The organism is Bordetella saccharivorans, from assembly GCF_045862855.1.
Taxonomy (GTDB): Bacteria; Pseudomonadota; Gammaproteobacteria; order Burkholderiales; family Burkholderiaceae_B; genus Bordetella_A; species Bordetella_A petrii_F.
This window is the reverse complement of the sequence record NZ_BAAFZO010000001.1, coordinates 1,491,317-1,515,204: the sequence shown is the minus strand read 5'-3', so window position 1 is coordinate 1,515,204 and position 23,888 is coordinate 1,491,317. Positions and strand designations below refer to the sequence as shown.

Here is a 23,888-nt window from a genome sequence, read left to right as displayed (position 1 = left end):
GGCTCCAAGGAGGGGACACGATGAAGTATCTGCGCATGGTCATTGCAATGGTCATGGCGAGTGCCGGCGCCACGGCGCTGGCGGACTATCCGGACCGCCCCGTCCGGCTGATCGTTCCGTATTCGGCGGGCGGCGCGGCCGACACGCAGGCACGGCTGATAGCTAAGCACCTGGCCGAACGGCTGGGCCAGCAAATCATTGTGGAGAACCGTCCGGGAGCCAGCGGGACGATAGGCGCCGCGGCAGTCGCCCGAGCGCCGGCGGACGGCTATACCCTGCTCTACGATGCGACGGCGCATGCGGTGAATCCCGCGCTGTATCCGTCCCTGAGCTACGACACGAGGAAGGACTTTTACCCGCTGTCGTTGGTCAGCCGGACACCGAATCTGTTGGTTGTGCCCGTGCAGTCGCCATACGAAACGCTGGCAGACCTGACGGCAGCGGCACGCCGCGAGCCCGGCAAGCTGACATATGCCTCTGCCGGCAATGGCACCGCGCAGCATATCGCCGCGGAATTGTACGCGCGCGGCGCCGGAATCAAGCTCACCCATATTCCGTACAAGGGGGGAGCCCCCGCCTTGGCGGATCTGATGGGGCAGCAGACGGACATGATGTTCAGCAACATGACCGCCTCATATCCCCTCGTGCAGAGCCGCAGGCTGCGGGTGCTGGCGGTCAGCTCGCAAGATCGGGTGGCGGCCTTGCCGGATACGCCCGCCGTGGCCGAAAGCGGCATACCAGGCTATCAGGTGTATGAATGGAACGGCATGTTTGCTCCCGCTGGCGTGGCGCCCGCGACCCTGGCACGGCTCGAGGAGGAGATCCGGGCGGTGCTGGCACTGGCGCCGGTGCAGCAGAGATTCAAAGAACTAGGAGCGCAGCCGGTCGGTTCATCCAGCGAGGAATTCCGGGTATTCCTGGGCCGCGAAATGCAGCGCGCGGCCGAGGTGCTCGCGAACGCAGGCATCGAGGCCAGATAGTCCATTAGAGAACATGTGGCCGCCCGTGCAGGCCGCGAAACAGGAGACTTGCATGAAATCAGCAGCCGCGCTCTGCGCATTGACGCTTTCCGTCTACACCGCTGTCGCGACGGCCGCCTATCCAGATCACCCCGTGCGCCTCATCGTGGGCTTTTCCGCGGGCGGGCCGACGGATGTGGTGGCGCGCGCCTTCGCCGAGCATGCCGCGGCATCCCTGGGCCACCCCTTCATCGTGGAAAACAGGCCAGGGGCCAATACGATCCTGGCGGCCGAGGCGGTGGCCAGCGCAAAGCCGGATGGCTACACCTTGCTGCTGGGCGCGACCAACCACACCATGATTCCCGCGCTGTACAAGGACCGCATCAAGTTCGATGCGTTGAATTCTTTCAAGCCGATTTGCACATTGGCCATCAGTCCGACTTTGCTGGTAGTGGGCCCTTCGATGCCGGTGGACAGCCTGGGAGCATTCCTGGACACGGTAAAGAAGGAGCCCGGTGCGCGCACTTATGCCACGCCGGGTACTGGCAGTTCCGGGCATTTTGCCAGCGAGCAATTCTTGCGGCGGACTGGCGCGTCCATGAACCACATACCGTACAAGGGCGCGGCACAGGCCGTCACCGACTTGATGGGCGGGCAAGTGGACAGCTCCCTGGCCACGCTGGGCTCCGTGCTGCCGCAGATACAGGCAGGCAAGCTCACCGCGCTGGCTATTGCCGCCCCGGCACGTTCCGCGCTGCTGCCCGATGTGCCTACGTTTGCCGAGGCGGGCGTCAAGGATTACAGGGCCGACGCCTGGTACGGGTTGCTGGCGCCAGCCGGCACGCCAGACGATGTTGTGCAGGCGTTGATGCGTGCCGCGACGAGTTTTTCCCGGTCGGATTCCGCGAACGCAGCGCTGCGCGCATTGGGCATGGAGCCACAGAACATGTGCAAGGCGGAGTTTGCCGGGCAATTGGCGCGTGAGATCAATGCAAACGGCGAGCTGGCGCGCGAGCTGAATCTTCAAGCCAACTGACAACCGCAAGACCACATTCCATACAGGAGACACTTCATGAGCCGAAATGTACTTAAGCTGAGCCGCGCCACGGTGGCCGGGCTGCTTTCATTGTCCGCGCTTGCCGCTCACGGCGCCGATGCCTGGCCATCACGCCCCGTCCGCATCATCGTTCCCTACGCGCCGGGCGGCGCGGTTGATGTCGCCACCCGCAAGATTGCCCAGAAACTCGGTGAGCAGACCGGTCAGAGCTTTATCGTGGAAAACAAGCCGGGAGCGACCGGGACGATAGGCGTGGGCGAGGCGGCACGGGCAGCGCCTGATGGCTACACCCTGGTCGCCAACGACTCCACCTATTCGCTGTTGCCTTTCATTTTCAAGAGCCTGCCGTTCGACTACAAGGCCGACCTGCAGCCAGTATCCGCTTTCCTGTTTGCTCCCATGGCACTGGCGGTCAATGCGAGCGGGACCTATCAATCCTTGCAGGACCTGATCGGCAAGGCGAAAGCCGCTCCCGATACGGTGACCTATGGTTCCGGAGGGCCCGGCACCACGCCACACTTCGCGGCAGAGGGCCTGGGCTTGGCGGCCGGTGCAAAGTTCATGCATGTACCGTTCAAGGGGGCCGCTGAAGCCACGCAGGCCGTGCTGAGCAATGTCATCGACTTTCAGTTTGCGTCGACATCCGGTGTGATGGGCAGCGTCAAGGGCGGCAAGCTGCGGTTACTCGCCGTCAGTGGAGAAAAACGGCTTTCTGTCTTGCCGGAGACGCCAACGTTCGCGCAGGCTGGCGTCAAGGATTTCGGGGTCGTCAACTGGACCGGGATCTGGGTGCCAAAAGGCACGCCCGAGGACGTATTGGCGCGCCTGCAAAAGGAAATTTCCACGGCGATGACCGCCGCGGATGTGCAGTCCTTTGCGCGGGAGCTTGGCATTGAGGCCAGGGCGGCCGACGCTCGGGAATTCAGCAGAATCCTGGCCGACACGAATGCCATGTGGGGTAACGTAGCCGCCAATATCAACTTCCAGCAACGCTGACGGGGCGCCGCAATGTACCTGATCGCACCGCCACTGGTTGGCGAACTCGAAACCTTCTCTTCCATGCCTGAATCATTCAGGCGGCGCGAGCCAAGCGCCTGGGCTGATGCCAACCGTGGCGGCGCCGTTGCCGATTCCTTTCTGGAAGGGCCTGTCTTTGACGCGGCGGGCAACCTCTACGTATGCGACATACCCTGGGGCCGCGTATTCAAGATCAATCCAAACGGGGAATGGACATTGATCGTCGAGTACGACGGCGAACCCAATGGGATGAAGTTCGTCGCGCCGGGAAAGCTGCTGGTCGCCGATTACAAGAATGGGCTGATGCTTCTCGACATCGACGACGGTTGCGTCACTCCCTACCTGCAACGGCGCAACAGCGAGCGGTTCAAGGGCGTGAACGACCTGGTCTTCGATGCAAAGGGCAACCTGTATTTCACCGACCAGGGGCAAAGCGGCCTGCATGATCCGAGCGGCCGCTTGTATCGCCTGAAACCCGGTGGCGAGCTCGACTTGCTTCTGTCGAATATTCCCAGCCCGAACGGCGTAGCGTTGTCGCCGGACGGTCATGTCCTTTATCTGGCGGTCACGCGTGGCAACTGCGTATGGCGCGTGCCGCTGCTGCCGGATGGCAGCGTGTCGAAGGTGGGCCAGTTCTTCACCTCATACGGTCCCAGCGGTCCCGATGGGCTGGCCGTCGATGAGATGGGCAACCTGGTGGTGGCGAATCCGGGCCTGGGGTACGTATGGCTGCTGAATCCACGCGCGGAGCCGGTGATGGTGTGGCGCAGCCCGCTAGGCACCTCTACCACCAATGTCGCTTTCGCGGGTGAAGACCGGCGGGTGTTGTATTGCACCGAGTCTGTATCGGGCTCGATCCTCCGCACGACGCTTCCGCATGCCGGAGTGCCCCTGCATCGACGGGCCTAGGTCTGTCGATGCAGCAGTTTGGCGGTGTGCTTCCCTGGGGCGCGGGGCGCGGTATGCTTGGACATCTCGTCCCGATTTCCCCACCATGACAGATCCCGTCCCCGCCGGCTTCGTGCCCTGGCACCCCAGCAGCCCCTTCATGACCCACCTGGCCGAGCTCGGCGCGTTCTACCGGCGCGACGCCGACGGCGTGCTCGCCCTGCGGCTCGGCAAACCGCACACCAATATGCACGACATCGCCCATGGCGGGCTGCTGGCCACGCTGGCGGACAGCGCGCTGGGGTTCAACATCGCGCGGCGGGCCAATGTGTCGGTGGTTACAGTGCAGATGTCGGTGGAATACCTGAATCCGGTCAAGCCGGGCGACTGGCTCGAGGCACACGTGCAGATCGACAAGCAGGGCCGGCGCCTGATCTACGCCACCTGCCTGTTGCAGGTGGAAGGGCAGACCATGCTCAAGGCCAATGCGGTGTTCGCGGTGCGCGCCGCGCGCACCGCTGCTTCGGACGGCTGAGGCGCCATGTGGATCCAGAAATCGCTGACACTGGCCGCCCGCAGGCGCGGCTTCCACCTGGTCACGGATGAAATCCTCGGCCAGCTGCCCGAGATCGGCCGGGTCAAGGTGGGCCTGATGCACTTGTTCATCCAGCACACTTCGGCCTCGCTGACGCTCAACGAGAATGCCGACCCCACCGTGCGCGCCGATTTCGAACGCTATTTCAACCACGCGGTGCGCGAGGACGAGCCCTATTACCAGCATACCTACGAAGGCAGCGACGACCTGCCCGCCCACCTGAAGTCGAGCATCCTGGGGGCCAGCCTGAGCATTCCCGTCAGCGACGGCCGCCCGTGCCTGGGCACGTGGCAGGGCATCTACCTGTGCGAGCACCGCAACCATGGCGGCGCCCGTACCGTGGTAGTAACGGTACAAGGGGAGTGAGCCGGCGCCCGAGTTCGTGCACAATCGAGGCTTATTCTAAGCGGAGACACGCATGGAAACTCTCGATTCGATCGTGAACAGCGTCAACGGCCTGGTGTGGGGGCCGCTGATGCTGGTGCTGATCCTCGGCACCGGCCTGTTCCTCATGCTGCGCCTGGGCTTCATGCCGCTGACCAAGATCGCGGCCGGCTTCCGCCTGGCATGGCGCAGCCGCGCCAAGGGCGACGAGTCCACCGGCGAGATCAGCCCGTTCCAGGCGCTGATGACCAGCCTGGCCGCCACCGTGGGTACCGGCAATATCGCCGGGGTGGCCACCGCCATCTTCCTGGGCGGCCCCGGGGCGCTGTTCTGGATGTGGGCGACGGCCCTGGTGGGCATGGCCACCAAGTACAGCGAAGTGCTGCTGGCGGTGCATTTCCGCGAGAAAGACCCGCGCGGCGAGTTCACTGGCGGGCCGATGTACGCCATCCGCAACGGCCTGGGCCCGAAATGGGCCTGGCTGGGCGCATTGTTCGCGCTGTTCGGCGGCCTGGCCGGGTTCGGCATCGGCAACATGGTCCAGGTCAACAGCATGGCCGACGCCCTGGGGGCCTCGTTCGGCGTGCCCGACTGGGCCACCGGCGTGGTCACCATGGTGCTGATCGGGCTGGTGGTGCTGGGCGGCATCCGTCGCATCGGCGCGGTGGCCGAGGCGCTGGTGCCGTTCATGTGCGTGGCCTATATCGTGGCGTCGGTGATCGCGCTGATCTTCATGGCCGAGGCCATCCCGACCGCGCTGGAGCTCATCTTCACGCACGCCTTCACGCCGGTCGCCGCCACGGGCGGCTTCGCCGGGGCGGCGGTGATGGCGGCCATGCGCTACGGCGTGGCGCGCGGCATTTTCTCGAACGAAGCCGGGCTGGGCACCGCGGGCATCGTGCAGGCCGCCGGCACCAGCAACAGCCCGGTGCGTTCGGGCATGATCGGCATGATCGGCACTTTCATCGACACCATCGTCATCTGCACGATGACGGGCCTGGTCATCGTCTGCTCGGGTCTGTGGACCAGCGGCGACAGCGGCGCGGTGCTGTCGGCCGCCGCGTTCGACGCGGCGCTGCCCGGCATCGGCCAGTACGTCATCGCGGTGGCGCTGGCAATCTTCGCCTTCACCACCATCCTGGGCTGGAGCTATCTCAGCGAACGCTGCTGGGAATTCCTGGTGGGGGTGCGCGCGATCCTGCCGTTCCGGATCGTCTGGGTGCTTGCCGTGCCGTTCGGGGCCATCGCGCACCTGGACTTCGCTTGGCTGCTGGCCGACACGCTGAATGGGTTGATGGCAGTGCCCAACCTGATCGCGCTGGTGCTCTTGTCGCCGGTCGTGGTGAAGCTGACGCGCGAGCATTTCGCGGCCAACCGCGAGTAACGCCCAGCCGCGCGCCGGTCGTCTTACCGGCGCGTGCGGGCCGGACGCGCGGCGCCGTTGTCCAGATGGTCGGCCAGCGCGTCCAGTTCGCGCGCCACTTCATGCCAGGCCCAGCGGATGACCTCGACGGATTCCCTTTCCGCCGGGTCGAAGCCGCCGTCGCGCATGGCGTCTTCGATGATCTCGTCCAGACGCTGCAGCGGCGAGCCGGCGCGGCGCGGCGCCGCCGTCGGGCTGTCCTGGCGCACGGCTTGCGCCAGGCCGTCGACCTGCTTCCTGGCCGCCGCGGCGACCTTGTCCAGCGCCGGCCCCAGGCGTTGGCAGATATTGTCGGTCAGCGGCACGTCGCTGGCGCGTTCCATCAGCGACACGGTGCGCCACAGGCGGTCTATGCCGTCATGCAGCCGGTAGGCGGCGCCGTGCCGGTACAGCAGGTCCATGGGGAAGGTGCGGGCCTGGGATGACATGTCGCGCGCGCGCTGGCGCGCTTCTTCCATGGCCGTCCTGCCATGCAGGCGGGGGCGCCGGCTGCCGTCGTTGAGCGCCGTGGCCCACTGGACCAGCAGGTCGCCGAAGGCCTCGATGGACGCGGCCAGGCTGGTGCGCACGCTGCGCCGCGCCGACAGCGGCAGGACCGCCGCGGCGGCCAGGATGCCGGAGGCGGAGCCGATCACGATGGCGACAGTCTTCTGCATGGCCCCGGCCAGGATGTCGCCATCCGGGGTGACTGTCAGGATGGTGACGGTGACCAGGCTATAGCTCAGGGTCGGCCAGCGCATGGAAACGTAGGCGGCAAGGCCGACTCCGATCACGATGCTCCACCAGGCCGCCACCCCGGCGGCCTGGGACAACACCACCAGCGAGACGCCGATCGCCACGCCGATGAAGGCGCCGAGGATGCGGGCCGTGCCTTCTCCGACGGTTCCTTCGACGCTGGCCCGCACAACGAACAGGGCGGAGAAGGTGCCCCACGCGATGGCGGGCAGGTCCAGCCATTTCATGCAGGCATAGGCCAGCAGCACGGCCGCGACCGTCTGCACCGGCAGGCGGATGATGTCCCGCCCCAGCGCGCCGTCGGCGGGTCGGCGTTCCAGCAGGCGGGCGAAGAAAGCAAAGGGAGCGCGGCGGCGCCGCGATGAAGCGGGATTTTTCAAGATATCGGCGAGCGGGCGGGAACCGATACTCGATGAGCAAGCGACATGCCCGGGCGGGCAGCGGCCGCTGGAGGCGTCAGATACCCCGTGGGAAGGAGAGGTGTCAGACACCCTCAGATACCGTCTCGGCAGTCAAGCATTTAAAGCGTAGTCACTGCGGTAGGGGGTGCGGTTTTTGAGCACGCCGAAGCACAAGTGAGTGAGCTTTCGCATGGCCGCGCCCAGCGCGGCCATCTTGCTTTTGCCGGCCTTGAGCAAGCGGGCATAGAGCTGCTGCACGTGCGGATTACGCCGCACGGCCACGATGGCAGCCATGTAGAGAATGGCCCGCACCTGAGCCGGGCCGGCCTTGGACAGCCGCGCTCGGCCGCACAGGCTGGTCCCGGACTGGCGCTGCACCGGCACCACACCCAGGTAAGCGGCCAACGCCCCTGGCGAGTCGATACGCCGGTTGTGCATGATCGACTGGATGGCATTGCCTGTTTGCGGGCCGATGGCCGGGATGCTGGTCAACAGCTCGCGATCTTCTTTCAGGTCCGGATGACGATCGATATGGTCGTCGATCGCACGCTCCAGGCGCTTGAGCTGCTCGCGCAAGAACGCCACGCTCTCGCTGATCGAGCCCGTCACCAGTTGCGGCGAGCGGCCGAACTGGGCCTTCTCCTGGCGGTTGAGTTCTCGCTGCAAATCCTGAACCAGCGCCTCGCGCCGAGCCAGCAGCGCGCGCAACTGCCGCGCGTGCAGCGGCGCAGGCTGCCAGGCCGACGGACGCAGCACCTGGCCATAGCGTGCCAGCACGTAGCTATCGATTCCATCGGTCTTCGAGCGCACCGCCAGCGCACCCGCAAAATCGCGAGCCTGCGCCGGGTTGATCATCGACACCGTCACCCCCGCATCGTGCAGCGCGGTGCCGGCCTGCTCGTGATACGGCCCGGTCGGCTCAAGCACGGCATGCAACTGCTCGGGCTGCGCGCCCTGCTTGGCGCACCAACCCAGCAACAGCCGCACCCCGGCCGCCGTATTGGGCACCACCTTGGTCTTGCGCTTGGTCCCTTCGGCGCTCAACAGCGCGCAATCCAGCTTCGCCTTTGAAACATCAATTCCCAGAAAAAACATAGACTTGGACTCCTATTGACGCTGCCTCCAAGCCCACTGCGCCCACTTGCCTTGTACATCCAGGGTCTCCAAGCCCTTCGCTACCGTCCAGTGTCCAGTCGGCTCTCAGAGGGAGGATCCGGCGCTTAATCTGTAGGACAAAGTCTCAAGCCTTCGGTGTCTGAACAAGCTCACCAGATCCGCTAGTGGGGATAGCTAATCACCACTGCGCCCAAGATACAAGGGTGTCTGACACCTGCCTGTTATGAGCGCATGCCCGGAGGGACGGCGCCTGCGGCCGCTGGAAGTGCCAGACACCCCATGGGAGTCCGACACCTGGGAGGCGCATCCGGAAGAAAGGTGTCAGACACCCCAAGGGGTGTCTGAGACCTGAGGCAGGCAGGCAGGCAGGCGAAAGAGGATGCCTGACTGCCTGCGCCGGGCGGCGTCAGCGCACGGGCTGGGGCGCGGCCCCTACCTCCTCGCGCACTTTCGCCACGTCGGCGGCGCTGACCGCCGGCGCCTGGTTGCCCCAGCTGGATCGCACGAAGCTGACCACGGAGGCCACCTCCCGGTCGGTCAGGCGCCAGTCGAAGCCCGGCATCGCGTACTGCGTGGGTGCGTGCGCCGTGCCCGGCAGCTGCGCGCCCTTGAGCACGATGTGGATCAGCGAGGTCGGGTCCGCCGAATTCACCGTCGAGCTAAGCGCCAGCTGCGGGAAGGTCTGCGCATAGCCCTTGCCGGTGCTGCGATGGCAGGCGGCGCAGTTGTTGAGGAAGGCGATGGCGCCTTCGCTCTGGTCCTTGCCTGTGCGCAGCGCCTGTGCGGCGGACTCGTCGTAGGCCATGGGCTGGGTGGCATCCGGGTTGACCGGCGAGAGCGTCTTCAGATACGCGGCAATCGCGTTCAGGTCGGCATCGGTCAGGTGCTGGGTGCTGTCCGCCACGACTTGCGACATGCCGCCGAAGGTGGCCGAATGGCCGTTCACGCCGGTCTTCAGGAAGGCCACGATGTCTTCCTTGCTCCAGCTGCCCAGGCCGTCGACCGTGTCGCCGCGCAGGTTCTTGGCCAGCCAGCCTTCGACCACGCCACCCGACAGGAAGGCGGTGCCGTCGGCGTCGGTCAGCGCTTTCTCCTGCAAGGCGAAGCCGCGCGGCGTATGGCAGGTGCTGCAGTGGCCCAGGCCCTCGACCAGGTATTTGCCGCGCAGCACCTCGGCATCCCCGGCCTGTCCGGCTGCGTCGGTCGCGGCCGCTTCGACGACATCGGGGGCGAACATCCAGCGCCACACGCCCAGGGGCCAGCGCATCGACAGCGGCCAGATGATGTCGGTGTCCTTGTTGGCCTGCTGCACCGGTTCGACGCCGTGCATGAAATAGGCGTACAAGGCCTTGATGTCATCCGGCGTGACCTTGGCGTAGGCGGTGTAGGGCATGGCCGGGTACAGCGAATGGCCGTCCTTGGCCACGCCGTGGCGCACCGCCCGGTCGAAGTCCTCGAGCGTGTACTCGCCGATGCCGGTTTCCTGGTCCGGCGTGATGTTGGTGGAATAGATCATGCCCAGCGGCGAGTCCAGTCCCAGGCCGCCGGCGAACGGCTTGCCGCCCGGGGCGGTGTGGCAGGCGATACAGTCGCCGGCGCGCGACAGGTATTCCCCCTGCTTGATGAGCTGCGCGTCCGGCTGGCCCGCGCCGCCGTCGGCGGCCGAAGCGGAGCCGGCCAGCAGGGCCAGGGCGGCGGCAACAATGGTGTGCTTGTTCATGTCGCGCGCCTCCTCAAGCCTGGACCAGCGGGCCGGGGTTCTTCAGGTACTGCTCGCGGATCGCCTGCGCAGACCAGTAGGCCAGCGCGCCCACCAGGCCGGTGGGGTTGTAGCCCATGTTCTGCGGGAAGGCGCAGGCGCCCATGACGAACACGTTGGGGACGTCCCAGCTTTGCAGGTACTTGTTCACCACGCTTTCGCGCGGGTTGGTGCCCATGATGGCGCCGCCCGTATTGTGGGTGCTCTGGTAGATGCGGGTGTCGTAGTGCGCGCCTTTCTTGCGCACGCCCACGAAATACTTCTCGGGGTTCATCGCCTTGGCGACTTCTTCCATACGCTTGCCCATGTAGCCCAGCATGTCGAATTCGTTGTCGTGCCAGTCGAACGTCATGCGCAGCAGCGGCTGGCCGTACGTGTCCTTGTAGGTCGGGTCCAGCGACAGGTAGGCGTCGCGGTACGACATCACCGACCCCGAGATGCCGATGGTCATGTAGCGCTGGTAGGCATCCTGCACCGCGGCCTTCCAGGCGGTGCCCCAGGTGGGCGTGCCGGGGGGCGTGGCGGCCTGCTTGATCGGGCGGCCGCCGGTGCGCACGTGGCGGATGCTGGCCCCGCCGATGAAGCCGAGCGGGCCGTGGTCGAACTGGTCGCCGTTGAGGTCGTCCATGCTGACGCCGCCGGCGCCGGTGCCCATGAACGGGTTGAGCTGCGTGCCCTTGGGCAGCAGCACGTTGATGCCGCCGTTCATCTGGTAGGCGTAGTTCTTGCCGACGGTCCCTTCATTGGTGACCGGGTCGTAGGGCTTGCCGATGCCCGACAGTAGCAGCAGCCGCACGTTGTGCATCTGGTAGGCCGACAGGATGACCAGGTCGGCGGGCTGCTCGACCTCGCGGCCCTGTGCGTCGATGTAGGTCACGCCCACGGCCCGCTTGCCGGAGGCGTCCAGGTTCACCTTGATGACATGCGAATGCGTGCGCAGCTCGAAGTTCGGCTTCTTCAGCAGCACCGGCAGGATGGTGGTCTGCGGCGACGCCTTCGAATACATGTAGCAGCCGTAGTTCTCGCAGAAACCGCAGAAGTTGCAAGGGCCCAGGCGCACGCCATAGGGGTTGGTGTAGGGGCCGGACGCGTTCGAGGCGGGCGCCGGGAACGGGTTGAAGCCCACCTCCTTGGCGGCCTTCTCGAACAGCTGCGCGCTATAGGTGGTGGCCAGCGGCGGCAGCGGGTATTCCTTGCTGCGATGGCCCTCGTGCGGGTTGCCGCCCTCGACGATCTGGCCGTTCAGGTTGCCGGCCTTGCCGGACGTGCCGCATACATATTCGAACTGCGTGAAATGAGGCTCGAGCTCGTCATAGGTGACGCCGAAGTCCTGGATGGTCATGCCTTCCGGGATGAAGTCCTTGCCGTAGCGCGTTTCATAGCGCGTGCGCAATTCGAGCTCTTCGGGCAGGATGCGGTAGTGCATGCCGTTCCAGTGAAAGCCCGCGCCGCCCACGCCGTTGCCCAGCAGGAACGAGCCATTCTGGCGGTAGGGCACGGCCACGTCGTTCAGGCCGTGGCGGATGGTGACGGTTTCCTTGGACAGGTCCTGGAACAGCTTGCCGCGCACCGAATACGCCAGTTCGTCCAGCACCTTGGGGTACTCGGCATCCTTCGGCGTGTCCTGCATGGCGCCGCGCTCCAGCGCCAGCACGTGCAGGCCCGCCTCGGTCAGTTCCTGGCCCATGATGGCCCCGGTCCAGCCGAACCCGACCAGCACGGCGTCGACTTTGTCTTTCTTGATAGCCATCGCTTACCCCTTCTCGCCCGAGATCGACACCGGCCCGTAGGGGTACTTGACGTTGGGCTGGTCGGTCCAGTCCATGAAGTCGCCGCGCGCACCCGGAAAGCCCACCATTTTCCAGCCGACCATGTTCTTGTTGCCGCCATACATCGGGTCGGCCAGGAAGCCTTCCTTGGTATTGGCGAGCAGGAAGCTGAAGAACATCGCGGACGGCACCGTGTCGAACTCGATCTTGCCGGCCTGCATGTCCTTGAGGACTTGTTCCTGCACGGGCTTGTCCAGCTCCGCGTAGGTCTTGCCGTGGGTCTTCTGGCACCAGGCGTCGCAGGCGGCGATGCCGTGCCGGTAGGCATCGCGCGGGGTCTGGTTGAGCTGGTATCCCAGCTCGGGCGCCATGTCGGGATGGAACGGGCCCTGCATGTACCAGAGCTTGCCGTGGCCGTACGGGGTTTCCATCTGCCGGTCGATGAATTCGGGCACGCCGGCCTCGATGGCGCCGGGCCCGTATTCGTCGGCAGGGATCAGGTGGTCGACGGCGGCGTTGATGAACGCCCACTCTTCCTGGGTGAAGTAGGTGGGGGTGTAGGCCTGGGCCGCGCCGGCGGCGCGGCCCGCGTCGTTGCTACAGGCCGTCTGTGTCGCCGCCACACCGCCCGCCAGCGTCGTGGCGGGTACCAGCGCCAATGCCTGCTGCAGGAATCGCCTGCGCGGCCGCGTGTCTTCTGTCATGTGACTCTCCGTGGTTTGCTTCATGCTGTCCCGGCAACTGTGAACATGCATCAAAAAAACACGAACGACGAACTCGAGACAGCGTCCAACTATGAAAAATTGGCCTCTTCCATTGGGGAAGACCCGATGATTATGCGCTTGTCACGAAAATGGGTACGGATGCCTGACCATATCAGTAGGGTTTCAGGTCGTGGTCAATTGAGGGGCAATAAACTCGCGCGCGCGTCGTAGCCATCGCGCTGGCGGGGGCGCGTTCGCTGCCAGAAGATGGCAGTGCGCCTGGGCTCTTTTTGAATCAATTTATTTCTAAATAAGCATAGATGTATATAATCGCCGCCGATACTTTTTGCTGAGCCGGCGCTTCCGCGCGGCCGTCCCAGCGTGCCGAAAAGGAGACGAAGCATGTTCAGTACGGTAGCGAAAGCGGGTTTGGTTGTGCTGGCGTCGGTGCTGGCCGCGGGATGCGCGACCGAGCGCTCGCAAGCGGTGGCGGTCCCGACGGTGGCCTCTGCGGGTACGGCGTACCAGGGCGAACGCAGCCCGATTTCGGTCGGCAAGTTCGATAACCGCAGTGATTACTTGCGCGGCGTTTTTTCCGACGGCGCGGACCGCCTGGGCGGCCAGGCCAAGACCATTCTGGTCAGCCACTTGCAGCGCACCGGGCGCTTCCAAGTGATGGACCGCGAGAATCTCACCGAAATCGCGCAAGAAGCGGCATTCAGCAAGCAGGCCAACCGCATCAAGGGCGCCCGCTACGTGGTGACCGGCGATGTGACGGCGTTCGGCCGCAAAGTGACCGGCGACCACCAGCTGTTCGGAATTCTCGGGCGCGGCAAGGAGCAGGTGGCTTACGCCAAGGTGGACCTGAACGTGGTCGATGTGGCCACGTCCGAAGTGGTGTATTCGGTGTCCGGCGCCGGGGAGTACAGCCTCTCCAACCGTGAAGTGATCGGTTTCGGCGGCACCGCTGGCTACGATTCCACGCTCAACGGCAAAGTGCTGGACCTGGCCATCCGCGAGGCAGTCGATCACCTGGTCCAGGGTGTCGAGCAGGGCGCCTGGCAGCCCTCCCGCAACTGAGGGGAGCGGCATGTCGAACACCATGACTGCGCGCCTCCGTGGCGCGTTGCGGGCCGCGCGACTCAACCGGGGCCTGCGCCTGCTGGCGGCCTGCGCCGTGGCTGGCAACCTGGCGGCGTGTGTACAGCAGCCCAAGGCCATGTACAGCTGGCAGGGCTACGAGCCTTCGGTATATGCCTACCTGAAGCACGACGGCGACGATTACGCGGTGCAAGCCCAGGAACTGGAGAAGAATGCCGAGATCGCCCGGTCGGCCAATGCGGCGTTGCCGCCGGGCTTTCGGGCGCATCTTGGCATGCTCTATCTGAAGCTGGGTGAAGACGCCAAGGCCGTGGAGCAACTGCAGGGCGAAAAACTCGCCTTCCCCGAGGCCTCGCCCTTCATGGATTTTCTGTTGCGCAACGCGAAGCCTGCCGACGCCGCCGGAACGCAGGCGTCCGCGACAGCCGTATCGGCCGCCGCGCGGCAATCCAACTAGGAATCGTGATGATGAACCTGTTTTGGCGGGCCGGGATCCTGGCCCTGGCTGCCGCGCTCGCCGGCTGTGCCGCTCCCACGCAGAATGTGGACTACAGCGCGTTCCGCGCCAGCAAGCCGGCATCCATATTGGTCTTGCCTCCGCTGAATACCTCGGTGGACGCCGGAGCCGCGGCCGCCGTATTGTCGCAGGCGACGCTGCCGCTGGCGGAATCCGGCTACTACGTGGTGCCGGTGGCGGTGATGGACGAAACGTTCAGGCAGAACGGCATGTATTCGGCAGATGATATCCATGCCGTTGCCCCCGCCAAGTTGCGCGAGATATTCGGCGCCGATGCCGCCCTGTATATGGAAGTGAAGCAGTACGGCGCGCAATACCAGGTCATTTCCAGCGCCGTGACCGTCGAGCTCGATGCGACCCTTGTCGACCTGCGCACCGGCGCCAAGCTGTGGAGCGGCAACAAGAAAGTCGCGCATGCCGGCGGCGGCAGCGGCGGCGGCCTGATCGGGATGCTGGTCCAGGCGGTCGTCGACCAGATCGTCAATACACTTTCGGACCGCAGCTACAGCGTGGCCGGCATGGCCAACCGGATGCTGCTCAGCGCCGGCCAGCCCGGCGGCATGCTGTACGGGCCGCGATCGCCGCATTACGAGGCGAAATAGGCGTTTGCACGATGGCGGCGGGCGCGTGCGCCCGTCCATCGAACGCCCGGCGTAATATCCTAGTCGGCGCGCATGCCGCGCTCAAGACATACTGGGGGAACCGCCGATGTTTCACAATTCCTTCCTGCGCATCACGCTCGCCTGCGCAGGCCTGGCCTGCGTCGCCGCGACCACGCCCGCGCACGCCCAATCCCAATCCCGCGCGCCCCTGCCCGGCGTGCTCACCATCACGGTTGGCTTCGCGCCGGGCGGCGCTGCCGACACGACGGCGCGCATCTATGCCGAAGCGCTGCGCAGCCAGGGTTTCGAGAAAGTGCTGGTGGACAACCGGCCCGGCGCGTCGGGCCGGATTGCGCTGAACGCGGTCAAGGCCGCCGCGCCCGACGGGCTGACGATGTACCTGGGCGGCTCGCCGCTGTTCACCATTTTTCCGCTCACGTACAAGAACCTCAACTACGACGCCGACAAGGACCTGCGGCCGGTGGCCTTGCTGGTGGAGATCCCCACGGCCGTGGTGGTGGGCGCCGCCGCGCCATACGACAGCATGGCGGACTACGTGAAGTGGGCCCGGCAGCAGGGCAAGCCGACCACGCTGGGCGTGGCGTCGCTGGGCAGTTCCGGCCACCTGGGGGCATTGGCGCTGAACAAGAGCCAGGGGCTGCGGATAGAGCCGGTGGCGTACCGCGGCGCGGCGCCCATGCTGGTGGACGTGGCCAGCGGGCAGGTGTCGGCGGGCTGGGACGCGGTGGCCAGCATGATGCCGCTGTACCAGAGCAAGAAGATCAAGTTCCTGGGCGTCAGCGGCGCCAAGCGGCTCGAGGCGCTGCCGGACGTGCCGACCATCGACGAGCAGGGCTTTCCGGAATACCGCGCGGCCACCAGCTGGTACGGTATTTTCGTGCCGGCCAAGACTCCCGACGATGTCGTAGCGACACTGGAGGCAGCCTTCCTGAAGGCGTCCGAGCGCCCGGAGCTGCGCCAGCGCCTGCTGGACGCGGGGCTGGTGGTGGCGCCCGCGCCGGCGGCCGAGACGGCGCGGCGCATTGTGCAGGAGCGCAAGCAATGGGAGCCCACGGTCGCGGCTTCGGGCATCGAGATGGAATGACGCAGGAGTACGCATGATGGATGATTCGATCAGTTCGTTGACGGCCGCGCAGCTGGCCGGCCTGATCCGGCGGAAGCAGTTGTCGCCGGTCGAAGTGGTGCGCACCGCGCTGGAACGGGCCGAGCGCCTGCAGCCGGAACTCAATTGCTTCATCACCCTTTGCGGCGAGCGGGCCCTTGACGAGGCGCGCCAGGCCGAGCAGGCCGTGGCGGCGGGCGGCCCGCTGGGGCCGTTGCACGGCGTGCCCTTCACGGTGAAAGACCTGGTCAATACGGCCGGCGTGCGCACGACCTTCGGCACGCTGGCCTACCAGGACAACGTGCCGGCGCGCGACGCGGTCTGCGTGGCGCGGCTGCGCGCGGCCGGCGCCATCCTGGTCGGCAAGACCACCACGCCCGAATTCGGCTGCCAGTCGCTGACGCGCAGCCCGCTGTTCGGCCAGACGCGCAACGCCTGGAGCGCCGAGCGCACCAGCGGCGGGTCCAGCGGCGGGGCAGCCGTGGCGACGGCCGCCCTGATCGCGCCGCTGGCGGTCGCCAGCGATGGCGGCGGCTCGACCCGCATTCCGGCCGCGTGCAACGGCGTGGTCGGCTTCAAGCAAAGCAATGGCGTCATCCCGCACAGCCAGGCCCTGGACGTGTACGGCAACCAGACCTACGTGACGCCGACGACGCGCACTGTGGAAGACACCGGGCTGATGCTGCAGGCGATGGCCGGCGAAGACCCGGTCGACCCCTGGTCGATCGGCGTGATCAAGCCGGACTTCGTCGCCGCGGCGCGCCCGCCCGCCGACCTGAAGGGCAAGCGCGTGCTGTACTGCGCGGCGCCGCCGGGTCGGCCGGTCGCGGCCGATGTGCAACGCGCCTTCGAGGCCGGCCTGCAGCGCCTGCGCGCGCTGGGCGCGGAGCTCGAGCCGTTCGATGGGGAAGGCTTCAACGTCGAGCCGATCTGGCGCGCCGTCAACCATACGGTATGGCGCACCCGCTTCGCCGAGATGGTGGCCGAGCGGCCGGAGCTGTTCAGCGACACCTTCCGGCGCCAGATGGAATCGGCGGCCGCATTCAGCAGCGTCGACTACCAGCGCGCCATGTTCGAACGCTCCGCGCTGTTCCACAAGGTACAGGGTATGTTCGAGCGCGCCGATCTGCTGGCGATGCCGACGCTGACCCGCACGGCGCTGCCGATCGACCAGGATCTGTTCCAGCCCATCGAGATCGACGGCCGCCGCCTGGAAGGCCTGCGCGAGCACTGGTACCCCTGGACCATGGTATTCAACATGACCGGCCACCCGGCGGTCAGCATGCCGTGCGGGAAGGGCAGTGACGGCCTGCCCATCGGCATGCAGCTGGTGGGCGGCTTCCGCCGCGATGCGGAGCTGCTGCAGATGGCGGCGGCCTTCGAGGCGGCGGGGCAATGAGCGCGGCGGGCGCGGGTGGCGTGCGTCGCATGCAAGGCACGCCGGATTCCATTGCCATTCGGCGGAATCGCCCTGCGTCGCCGCGGCGTTCGCCCGGCTACGCCAGGCTGGCGGCAGCCGCCTTGCTGGCGCTGCTGGCCGGGTGCGCCACCCGGGCGCCAGAAGAAGCGCCGCCACGCAGCGCCACTGCAATCCGCGCCGACCTGGTCCGCCTGTTGCCGGCGCAGGTCGCGGATCGCGACGGCTGGGCCCGCGACATCGCCGTGGCTTTCACGGCCCAGGGGCTGGATGCCAGCCGCGCCAACCTGTGCGCGGCCGTGGCGGTGACCGAACAAGAGTCGTCATTCCGCGCCGATCCGGTCGTGCCGGGCCTGTCGGAGATCGCGCGGCGCGAGATCGCCAGCCGCACGCGGGCGCTGCATTTGCCCGATTTCCTGGTCAATGCCGCGCTGAACCTGGAATCGCCCACCGGCAAGACGTACAACCAGCGACTGGACGCGGCGCGCACCGAGCGGCAGCTGAGCGAGATCTTCGAGGACTTCATCGGCATGGTGCCCATGGGCCGCCAGTTGTTCAGCGGCCTGAATCCGGTGCGCACCGGCGGGCCGATGCAGGTGAGCATCGCCTTCGCCGAATCGCATGCCGCCGACTACCCCTATGTGGTCGACGGCTCGATCCGCCGCGAAGTGTTCACGCGCCGCGGCGGCATGTATTTTGGCATCGCCCATCTGCTCGGCTATCCGGCGGACTACGACTCGGTGATCTACCGGTTCGCGGACTTCAACGCCGGCTGGTATGCCAGCCGCAATGCCGCGTTCCAGGCCGCGGTCAGCCGGTTGTCCGGTGTTCCGCTGGCGCTGGATGGCGACCTGCTGATCCGCGGCTCGATCGATCCCAGCCGCACCGAGAAGGCAGTGCGCGCCATCCGCCGGCAGCTGGATGTCAACGAAGCGCGGATCCGTCCGGCGCTGCAAAAGGGCGACGGCCCGGACTTCGCGGACACCGAGCTGTACCGGCGCGTGTTCGAGCTGGCCGACCGGGACGCCGGCAAGCCGGTGCCGCGTGCCGTGCTGCCGGGCATCAAGCTGGAAAGCCCCAAGATCACCCGCAACCTGACCACCGCGTGGTTCGCCAACCGGGTGCACGACCGATGGAAGCGCTGCATGGCGCGCTGAGCTTGAATTCTGCCGAACGCAGCGTTCGAAACATTCGACTTCTCGCCGCCGAGGGGCGTTGACATAATTCCGGCGATTGCAGAAACGCTGGAAATCTCATGCTTCACGAGGCGCTGCGCGGCATCAAGGTGCTTGACCTGTCGCGCATTCTTGCCGGCCCATGGTGTACGCAGAATCTCGCGGACCTGGGCGCGCAAGTCATCAAGATCGAACATCCCGAGCGCGGCGACGATACGCGCGGGTGGGGGCCGCCCGACCTGCGCGCGGCCGGCGGCGCGGCGTCCATGTCGGCCTATTTCATGGCCTGCAACCGGGGCAAGCAGTCGGTGGCGCTGGATTTTTCGTCCGAGGCCGGCGCGGCGCGCGTGCGCGAGCTGGCGGCCGACGTCGATATCCTGGTCGAGAACTACAAGGCGGGCGGGCTGCGCAAGTACGGGCTGGATTATGCGGCGCTCGCGGAGGTCAATCCGCGCCTGATCTATCTGTCCATCACCGGCTACGGGCAAACCGGCCCGCTGGCGGAAAAGCCGGGCTATGACTATGTCTTCCAGGGCATGGGCGGCCTGATGAGCTATACCGGACAACCCGACGGCATGCCGGGGGCCGGGCCGCTGCGCACGGGCGTGGCCGTGGTCGACCTGATGACCGGCATGTATGCCACCTCGGCCGTGCTGGCGGCGCTGCGCCAGCGCGATCGTACCGGACGCGGCATGCCGCTCGACATCTGCCTGCTGGATGTGGCGGTGGCGCTCAATGCCAACCAGGGCGCGAACTACCTTGTCTCGGGCGTATCGCCGCGCCGCACCGGCAACGCGCATCCCAACTGCGCGCCGTACGAAGTCTTCGCCTGCGCGGACGGCCACCTGATCCTGGCGATCGGCAACGACGGCCAGTTTGCCCGCTTCTGCGAGGTTGTGGACCATCCCGAATGGTCGCGCGATGCCCGCTATGCCACCAACAGCGCGCGGCTGGTCAACATGGATAGCCTGCGGCCGATGATAGCGGGGGCACTGGGCAGCGCGGCGCAGCGCCGCTGGACGGATGCCTTCGACGCCGCCGGCGTCCCGTGGGGGCCGATCCACACACTCGAAGAGGTTTTCGCGCATCCGCAGGTGCATCACCGTGGCCTGGTACAGACGGCGCGGCATCCGGTGCTGGGCGAGCTGCGCCTGGTGCGCAACCCGCTACTGGCCGGCACGCCGCACGAGGCGCTGGGCGACGCCCCGCCGCTGCTGGGCGAGCACACGCAGGCCGTACTGGCGGGCCGAGATACGAATTGATCGATTCAGGAGGAGACCAACATGAAATCCACGATTTTCCGGCTGGCCGCGTTGCTGGCCTGCTTCGCCCTGCCGGCGGCGGCCAGTGCTGATTATCCCGACCGGCCGATCCGCCTGGTGGTGCCGTACGCAGTAGGCGGCACCACCGACATCATCGCGCGGGTGGTGGGCAATCAGCTTGGCATCGTGCTGGGCCAGTCCGTCATCATCGAGAACCGGCCGGGCGCCGGCGGCAACATCGGCTCGGCCTATGCCGCCAAGCAGCCCGCCGACGGCTACACCCTGGTCATGGCCGTCGATAGTTCCCATGCGGTCAACCCCAACGTGTATGCCAGGCCGCCATACGATCCGGTCAAGGACTTCGCGCCGATCAGCAACCTGGCTGACGTGCCCAATGTGCTGGTGGTCAACCCGGCCTTGCCGCCGCGGGACATTGCCGCGTTTCTGGAACTGCTGAAAGCCGAGCCCGGCAAATACGCGTTCGGCTCGTCCGGCAACGGCGGCCTCAGCCACATGAACGGCGAACTGTTCATGCAGACCACCGGGGCCAGCATGCTGCATGTACCGTACCGCGGCCTGGGGCCCGCGCTGAACGACCTGGTGGCCGGGCAGGTGCAGGTGGTGTTCGACAATATCCCGTCGTCGTACCCGCTCATCCAGGCCCAGCGCATCCGTCCGCTGGCGGTGGCGGCCAAGCAGCGGTTGAAGGTGCTGCCCGATGTGCCGACCTACGCCGAGGCGGGGCTGCCGGCCATGAACAATCCGTCGTGGTTCGGCCTGGCGGCCCCGGCCGGCACGCCCGCGCCGGTGCTGGACAAGCTCAACGAGGCAGTGCGGCGGGCGCTGGCCGACCCCGCTACTATCGAGGCGATCGAACGGCAGGGCGCCACGCCCAGCCCGATGTCGAGGCAAGCGTTCGGCGCCTTGGTCGAACAGTCCTACGCGCACTGGAAGACCGTGGTAGATACCATCCAGTTCAAGAAAATGTAATGACAGGAGCTCTCATGCAAGCGCAGACCTTTACCGTCGACCATGCCAGGGTATGCGTCGAGCCGTCGGGCATTGCCACGCTGACCATCGAGGATGCCGGCGTGCTGAACATCCTGAGCACTCCCGTGATCGATGGCTTGCAGGCGGCCCTGGCGCGCCTGGCCGACGATGCATCGGTGCGCGTGCTGGTGCTGCGCGGCGCGAGCGACCGGGCCTTCGTGGCGGGCGCGGATATTGCCGAGATGGCCGGTCTGGACGAGCAGAAGGCGCGGCGCTTCATTTCCAACTTGCGCGATCTTTGCAACGCCGTGCGCCATTTCCCGGCGCCGGTCATCGCGCGCATTCCCGGCTGGTGCCTGGGGGGCGGGCTGGAGTTCGCGCTGGCGTGCGACCTGCGCATCTGCGCCGACTCCGCGCAGTTCGGCATGCCGGAGGTCAAGGTCGGCATTCCGTCGGTGATCCACGCGGCGCTGATGCCGCGCCTGATCGGCGCCGCCAACAGCGCCTGGCTGCTGCTTACCGGCGAGCTGGTCGACGCCGCGCGGGCGCGCGAATGGGGCCTGGTGAACCAGGCCGTGCCCATGGATCGCCTGGACGAGGCGGTGCGCGGCCTGGCCGAGTCGTTCGCGGCCCTGGGGCCGGCCGTGGTGCGGCAACAGAAGGCTTTGCTGCAGCGCTGGGAAACCTTGCCGGTCGATGCGGCGATCGAGGATAGTGTCGGCGAGTTCGGCGCCGCCTTCAATACCGGCGAACCCCAGAAGTTCATGAACGAATTCCTGGAGCGCAAGCGGCAGCAGAAAAGCTGAATGCCGCCCGGCGGGCCCGCGCCCTATGGCGTGTCGCGGGTGGCCGCGACCACGGGATCGTCGAGCAAGTATCCGGCGACCTGCTCGACGAAGGGCGGCGGCGTGCCGGCCTGCGTGACCAGCGTCAGCTCGCGCCGGGCCCAGGGTTCGCGCAGCGCCACCGCCGCGATGCGCTGCTCCTGCAGCGCTGGCGCCGCGACACTGCGCGGCACCAGCGCCACGCCGACGCCGGCATGCACCATGGACAGCACCGCGTCGAAGGTATGCACGTGGATGCGGATCGTCGGCGCCTTGCCGGCCAGCTTGGCCATGTCGCGCAAGAACACGTAGTTGCTGCTGGCGCGGCTCATGCAGACGAAGTCGAGATCCAGCACGGCGGGAAAACGCACCGTCGGGCTTTCGGCGATGGGATGGCCCGGCGGGGCGGCGATGATCAGTTCGTCGACCGCGAAGCGGGTCGCATTGACCCCCTCGGATTCTGCTTGTCCGGCAAAGATGCCGATATCGGCCTCATGCCCCGCGATCGCCGCCTCGATGGTATTGCTGGGGCGCTCTTCGAGCAGGATGTTGACGTTCGGCCTGGCCGACAGGAAGCGGCTGAGGCTGGGCACGATGAAGCCGTTGAGCGAACTGCTGTTGGCGAACAGCTTGACGCTGCCCTTCAGGCCGCTGGCAAAGCCGCTGACCTCGCCGTGCATGCGCTCGACGCCGGCCAGCAGGTTGCGGACATGCTTGAGGACGAACTCGCCTTCGGCGGTCAATTCCATGCCGCGCGCCTCGCGCTTGAAGAGCGGCACGCCCATCGCCAGCTCCAGGTTCTTGAGACGGTAGCTGGCCGACGAGGCCGTCAGGTGCATGGCTTCGGCGCCGCCCGATAGATTGCGGGCTTCGGCGATGGCAAGGAAGAGGCGTAGGTCGGTCAGTTCATAGCGCATGGCGGCCGCCGCGCCGGACGTAAGGGCAGGCGCGGCATGTTGCTATCTTAGAGCTTGGCCGGGCGGCGTGCCGGCCGGTCATGGTGCCGGGTCGCCGGCCGTGAACGCCAGCACGGCGTCCACGAACTTCTGCCGGTCTGGCGTGGGCTGCAGATGGACATAGTGCGATACGCCGGGAATCACCACCAGTTCGGCCGAGGCGGCATTGGTCAGGTGCGACAGCAGGGTCTGCGCATCGACGGGGCGGGACCAGAAGTCCTCGCCGGAGCGCAGGACCAGCACGCGCGAGCGGATGAACGATGCGTCGAAGATCTGCCGGCCATTGACCATTTTCAGTGTGTCGGCGGTCGGTCCGGAGGGGAAGCGGAAACTGGCAGGATCACGGGTTGCCGCGCTTTCGTCGCCTTCCATGGACAGGGCGATGTAGCGCGCGAGGAAACGCGCGTCGATGCCTTCGTCGCGCCAGCGCCCGACCAGATTGTCGGCCGTGGCCAGGCGATAGGCGCCGTGGCGCGCATAGTCGAGCTCGGCGGGCTGGAGGGGATTGCCGAACTCTTGCTGCAACGGCCAGCCGCCGGCAGGGCCGCCGTACGCGCCGTTGTAGTACACCAGATGGCTGATGCGGTCCGGGTACAGCGATGCATAGTGTCCCAGCCATTGCGAGCCGGTAGCCCAGCCCATGGCCGCCAGCCGCGTCTCGCCGGGATGGCGCCGGCGGATCTCTTCCACCACGGCGGCGATGTCGCGCACGGCCTCGTTGGAGCGCACGGCGACCGGCGCATCGTGGCGGCCGCCGGTCATTTCCCGGGGGAAGCCGGAGCGGCCGAAGCCGCGCACATCCATCAGGTACACCCGGTGCCCGGCCCGGGCGAAGGCCTCGGCGGTGGAGGCGCCGGGCGCGTCGACGTCCCAGCTTGCCAGGACGCCCGAGCGGCCGCCGTTGACCAGCAGCAGCGGGCCATGGTCGGCGCGGGCCGCGGAGTCGTGCAGGGCGCGCACGAACAGGCGCATGCCATCCTCTGTCTCGACGGTAAAGTCGCTGCGTAGCGGCTCGGCCGCCGCTGGCGGGCAGATCGCGCCGGCATAGCCGAACAGGATGGACAACAGGAAGCGGGCAAGGCGCATGGGGCTCTCCGGGAGTTTGTGTGACGGC

The 23,888-nt window shown here is 66.7% G+C and carries 23 protein-coding genes; 16 read left to right on the top strand and 7 right to left on the bottom strand.

What is annotated here, in order from left to right; genetic code table 11:
- The first annotated feature begins 20 nt into the window (after positions 1–20).
- From ACKTT0_RS07245 to ACKTT0_RS07215, 7 genes are all read left to right on the top strand, one after another.
- Positions 21–980, top strand: coding sequence for a tripartite tricarboxylate transporter substrate binding protein (locus tag ACKTT0_RS07245; protein ID WP_407849280.1), 960 nt, complete (start codon positions 21–23; stop codon positions 978–980).
- A gap of 52 nt (positions 981–1,032) precedes the next feature.
- Positions 1,033–1,995 (top strand): Bug family tripartite tricarboxylate transporter substrate binding protein, encoded by a 963-nt coding sequence (locus ACKTT0_RS07240; RefSeq protein WP_407849279.1) that lies wholly within the window; start codon positions 1,033–1,035, stop codon positions 1,993–1,995.
- Positions 1,996–2,031: 36 nt separating this feature from the next.
- Positions 2,032–3,012 carry a Bug family tripartite tricarboxylate transporter substrate binding protein gene (locus ACKTT0_RS07235; RefSeq protein WP_407849278.1) on the top strand — a complete coding sequence of 327 codons (981 nt, stop codon included), beginning with the start codon at positions 2,032–2,034 and terminating at the stop codon, positions 3,010–3,012.
- Between the two features lie 12 nt (positions 3,013–3,024).
- Complete coding sequence (locus tag ACKTT0_RS07230; protein ID WP_407849277.1) at positions 3,025–3,942, top strand: SMP-30/gluconolactonase/LRE family protein; 918 nt, start codon at positions 3,025–3,027, stop codon at positions 3,940–3,942.
- An 85-nt stretch (positions 3,943–4,027) separates the two neighbouring features.
- Positions 4,028–4,456, top strand: coding sequence for a PaaI family thioesterase (locus ACKTT0_RS07225; RefSeq protein WP_407849276.1), 429 nt, complete (start codon positions 4,028–4,030; stop codon positions 4,454–4,456).
- A 6-nt stretch (positions 4,457–4,462) separates the two neighbouring features.
- Positions 4,463–4,882, top strand: a complete 420-nt coding sequence (locus ACKTT0_RS07220) for a secondary thiamine-phosphate synthase enzyme YjbQ (protein ID WP_407849275.1) — start codon at positions 4,463–4,465, stop codon at positions 4,880–4,882.
- Between the two features lie 52 nt (positions 4,883–4,934).
- Positions 4,935–6,284: an alanine/glycine:cation symporter family protein gene (locus tag ACKTT0_RS07215; protein WP_407849274.1), complete on the top strand. Its 1,350-nt coding sequence runs from the start codon at positions 4,935–4,937 to the stop codon at positions 6,282–6,284.
- Between the two features lie 23 nt (positions 6,285–6,307).
- Here ACKTT0_RS07215 and ACKTT0_RS07210 read toward each other — a convergent pair whose 3' ends face one another.
- The 5 genes from ACKTT0_RS07210 to ACKTT0_RS07190 all read right to left on the bottom strand — a co-directional run bounded on the left by ACKTT0_RS07210 (position 6,308) and on the right by ACKTT0_RS07190 (position 12,807).
- Positions 6,308–7,438, bottom strand: a complete 1,131-nt coding sequence (locus ACKTT0_RS07210) for an FUSC family protein (protein WP_407849273.1) — start codon at positions 7,436–7,438, stop codon at positions 6,308–6,310.
- Positions 7,439–7,570: 132 nt separating this feature from the next.
- Positions 7,571–8,554, bottom strand: a complete 984-nt coding sequence (locus ACKTT0_RS07205) for an IS110 family RNA-guided transposase (protein WP_407849272.1) — start codon at positions 8,552–8,554, stop codon at positions 7,571–7,573.
- A 427-nt stretch (positions 8,555–8,981) separates the two neighbouring features.
- On the bottom strand, positions 8,982–10,295 hold the full coding sequence (locus ACKTT0_RS07200) for a c-type cytochrome (RefSeq protein ID WP_407849271.1): 1,314 nt from the start codon (positions 10,293–10,295) through the stop codon (positions 8,982–8,984).
- 13 nt (positions 10,296–10,308) lie between these two features.
- Positions 10,309–12,084 (bottom strand): GMC family oxidoreductase, encoded by a 1,776-nt coding sequence (locus ACKTT0_RS07195; protein ID WP_407849270.1) that lies wholly within the window; start codon positions 12,082–12,084, stop codon positions 10,309–10,311.
- 3 nt (positions 12,085–12,087) lie between these two features.
- Positions 12,088–12,807, bottom strand: a complete 720-nt coding sequence (locus ACKTT0_RS07190; protein WP_407849269.1) for a gluconate 2-dehydrogenase subunit 3 family protein — start codon at positions 12,805–12,807, stop codon at positions 12,088–12,090.
- 402 nt (positions 12,808–13,209) lie between these two features.
- On the opposite strand from ACKTT0_RS07190, the gene ACKTT0_RS07185 reads away from it, so the two are divergent.
- The 9 genes from ACKTT0_RS07185 (at position 13,210) to ACKTT0_RS07145 (ending at position 21,800) form a co-directional block, all read left to right on the top strand.
- Positions 13,210–13,887 carry a CsgG/HfaB family protein gene (locus ACKTT0_RS07185; protein ID WP_407849268.1) on the top strand — a complete coding sequence of 226 codons (678 nt, stop codon included), beginning with the start codon at positions 13,210–13,212 and terminating at the stop codon, positions 13,885–13,887.
- A gap of 139 nt (positions 13,888–14,026) precedes the next feature.
- Entirely contained in the window at positions 14,027–14,365 is a 339-nt protein-coding gene (locus tag ACKTT0_RS07180) for a DUF4810 domain-containing protein (RefSeq protein ID WP_407849267.1), read from the top strand.
- A gap of 8 nt (positions 14,366–14,373) precedes the next feature.
- A complete protein-coding gene (locus ACKTT0_RS07175) occupies positions 14,374–15,027 on the top strand; it encodes a DUF799 domain-containing protein (RefSeq protein ID WP_407849266.1) in 654 nt (217 codons plus the stop codon).
- Positions 15,028–15,133: 106 nt separating this feature from the next.
- Positions 15,134–16,132, top strand: a complete 999-nt coding sequence (locus ACKTT0_RS07170; RefSeq protein ID WP_407849265.1) for a Bug family tripartite tricarboxylate transporter substrate binding protein — start codon at positions 15,134–15,136, stop codon at positions 16,130–16,132.
- A gap of 16 nt (positions 16,133–16,148) precedes the next feature.
- Complete coding sequence (locus ACKTT0_RS07165; RefSeq protein ID WP_407852389.1) at positions 16,149–17,549, top strand: amidase; 1,401 nt, start codon at positions 16,149–16,151, stop codon at positions 17,547–17,549.
- Between the two features lie 29 nt (positions 17,550–17,578).
- Entirely contained in the window at positions 17,579–18,724 is a 1,146-nt protein-coding gene (locus ACKTT0_RS07160) for a DUF1615 domain-containing protein (RefSeq protein WP_407849264.1), read from the top strand.
- A gap of 98 nt (positions 18,725–18,822) precedes the next feature.
- Positions 18,823–20,004: a CaiB/BaiF CoA transferase family protein gene (locus ACKTT0_RS07155; RefSeq protein ID WP_407849263.1), complete on the top strand. Its 1,182-nt coding sequence runs from the start codon at positions 18,823–18,825 to the stop codon at positions 20,002–20,004.
- Positions 20,005–20,025: 21 nt separating this feature from the next.
- Entirely contained in the window at positions 20,026–20,994 is a 969-nt protein-coding gene (locus ACKTT0_RS07150; RefSeq protein WP_407849262.1) for a Bug family tripartite tricarboxylate transporter substrate binding protein, read from the top strand.
- Positions 20,995–21,008: 14 nt separating this feature from the next.
- The gene (locus ACKTT0_RS07145) at positions 21,009–21,800 is read left to right on the top strand and encodes an enoyl-CoA hydratase (RefSeq protein WP_407849261.1); all 792 of its coding nucleotides are present in this window, start codon (positions 21,009–21,011) and stop codon (positions 21,798–21,800) included.
- A gap of 23 nt (positions 21,801–21,823) precedes the next feature.
- On the opposite strand, the gene ACKTT0_RS07140 is transcribed toward ACKTT0_RS07145, so the two are convergent.
- Together ACKTT0_RS07140 and ACKTT0_RS07135 are read right to left on the bottom strand one after the other, a co-directional pair.
- Entirely contained in the window at positions 21,824–22,735 is a 912-nt protein-coding gene (locus ACKTT0_RS07140; RefSeq protein WP_407849260.1) for a LysR family transcriptional regulator, read from the bottom strand.
- A 78-nt stretch (positions 22,736–22,813) separates the two neighbouring features.
- A complete protein-coding gene (locus ACKTT0_RS07135; RefSeq protein WP_407849259.1) occupies positions 22,814–23,860 on the bottom strand; it encodes an alpha/beta hydrolase in 1,047 nt (348 codons plus the stop codon).
- Positions 23,861–23,888 lie beyond the last annotated feature (28 nt).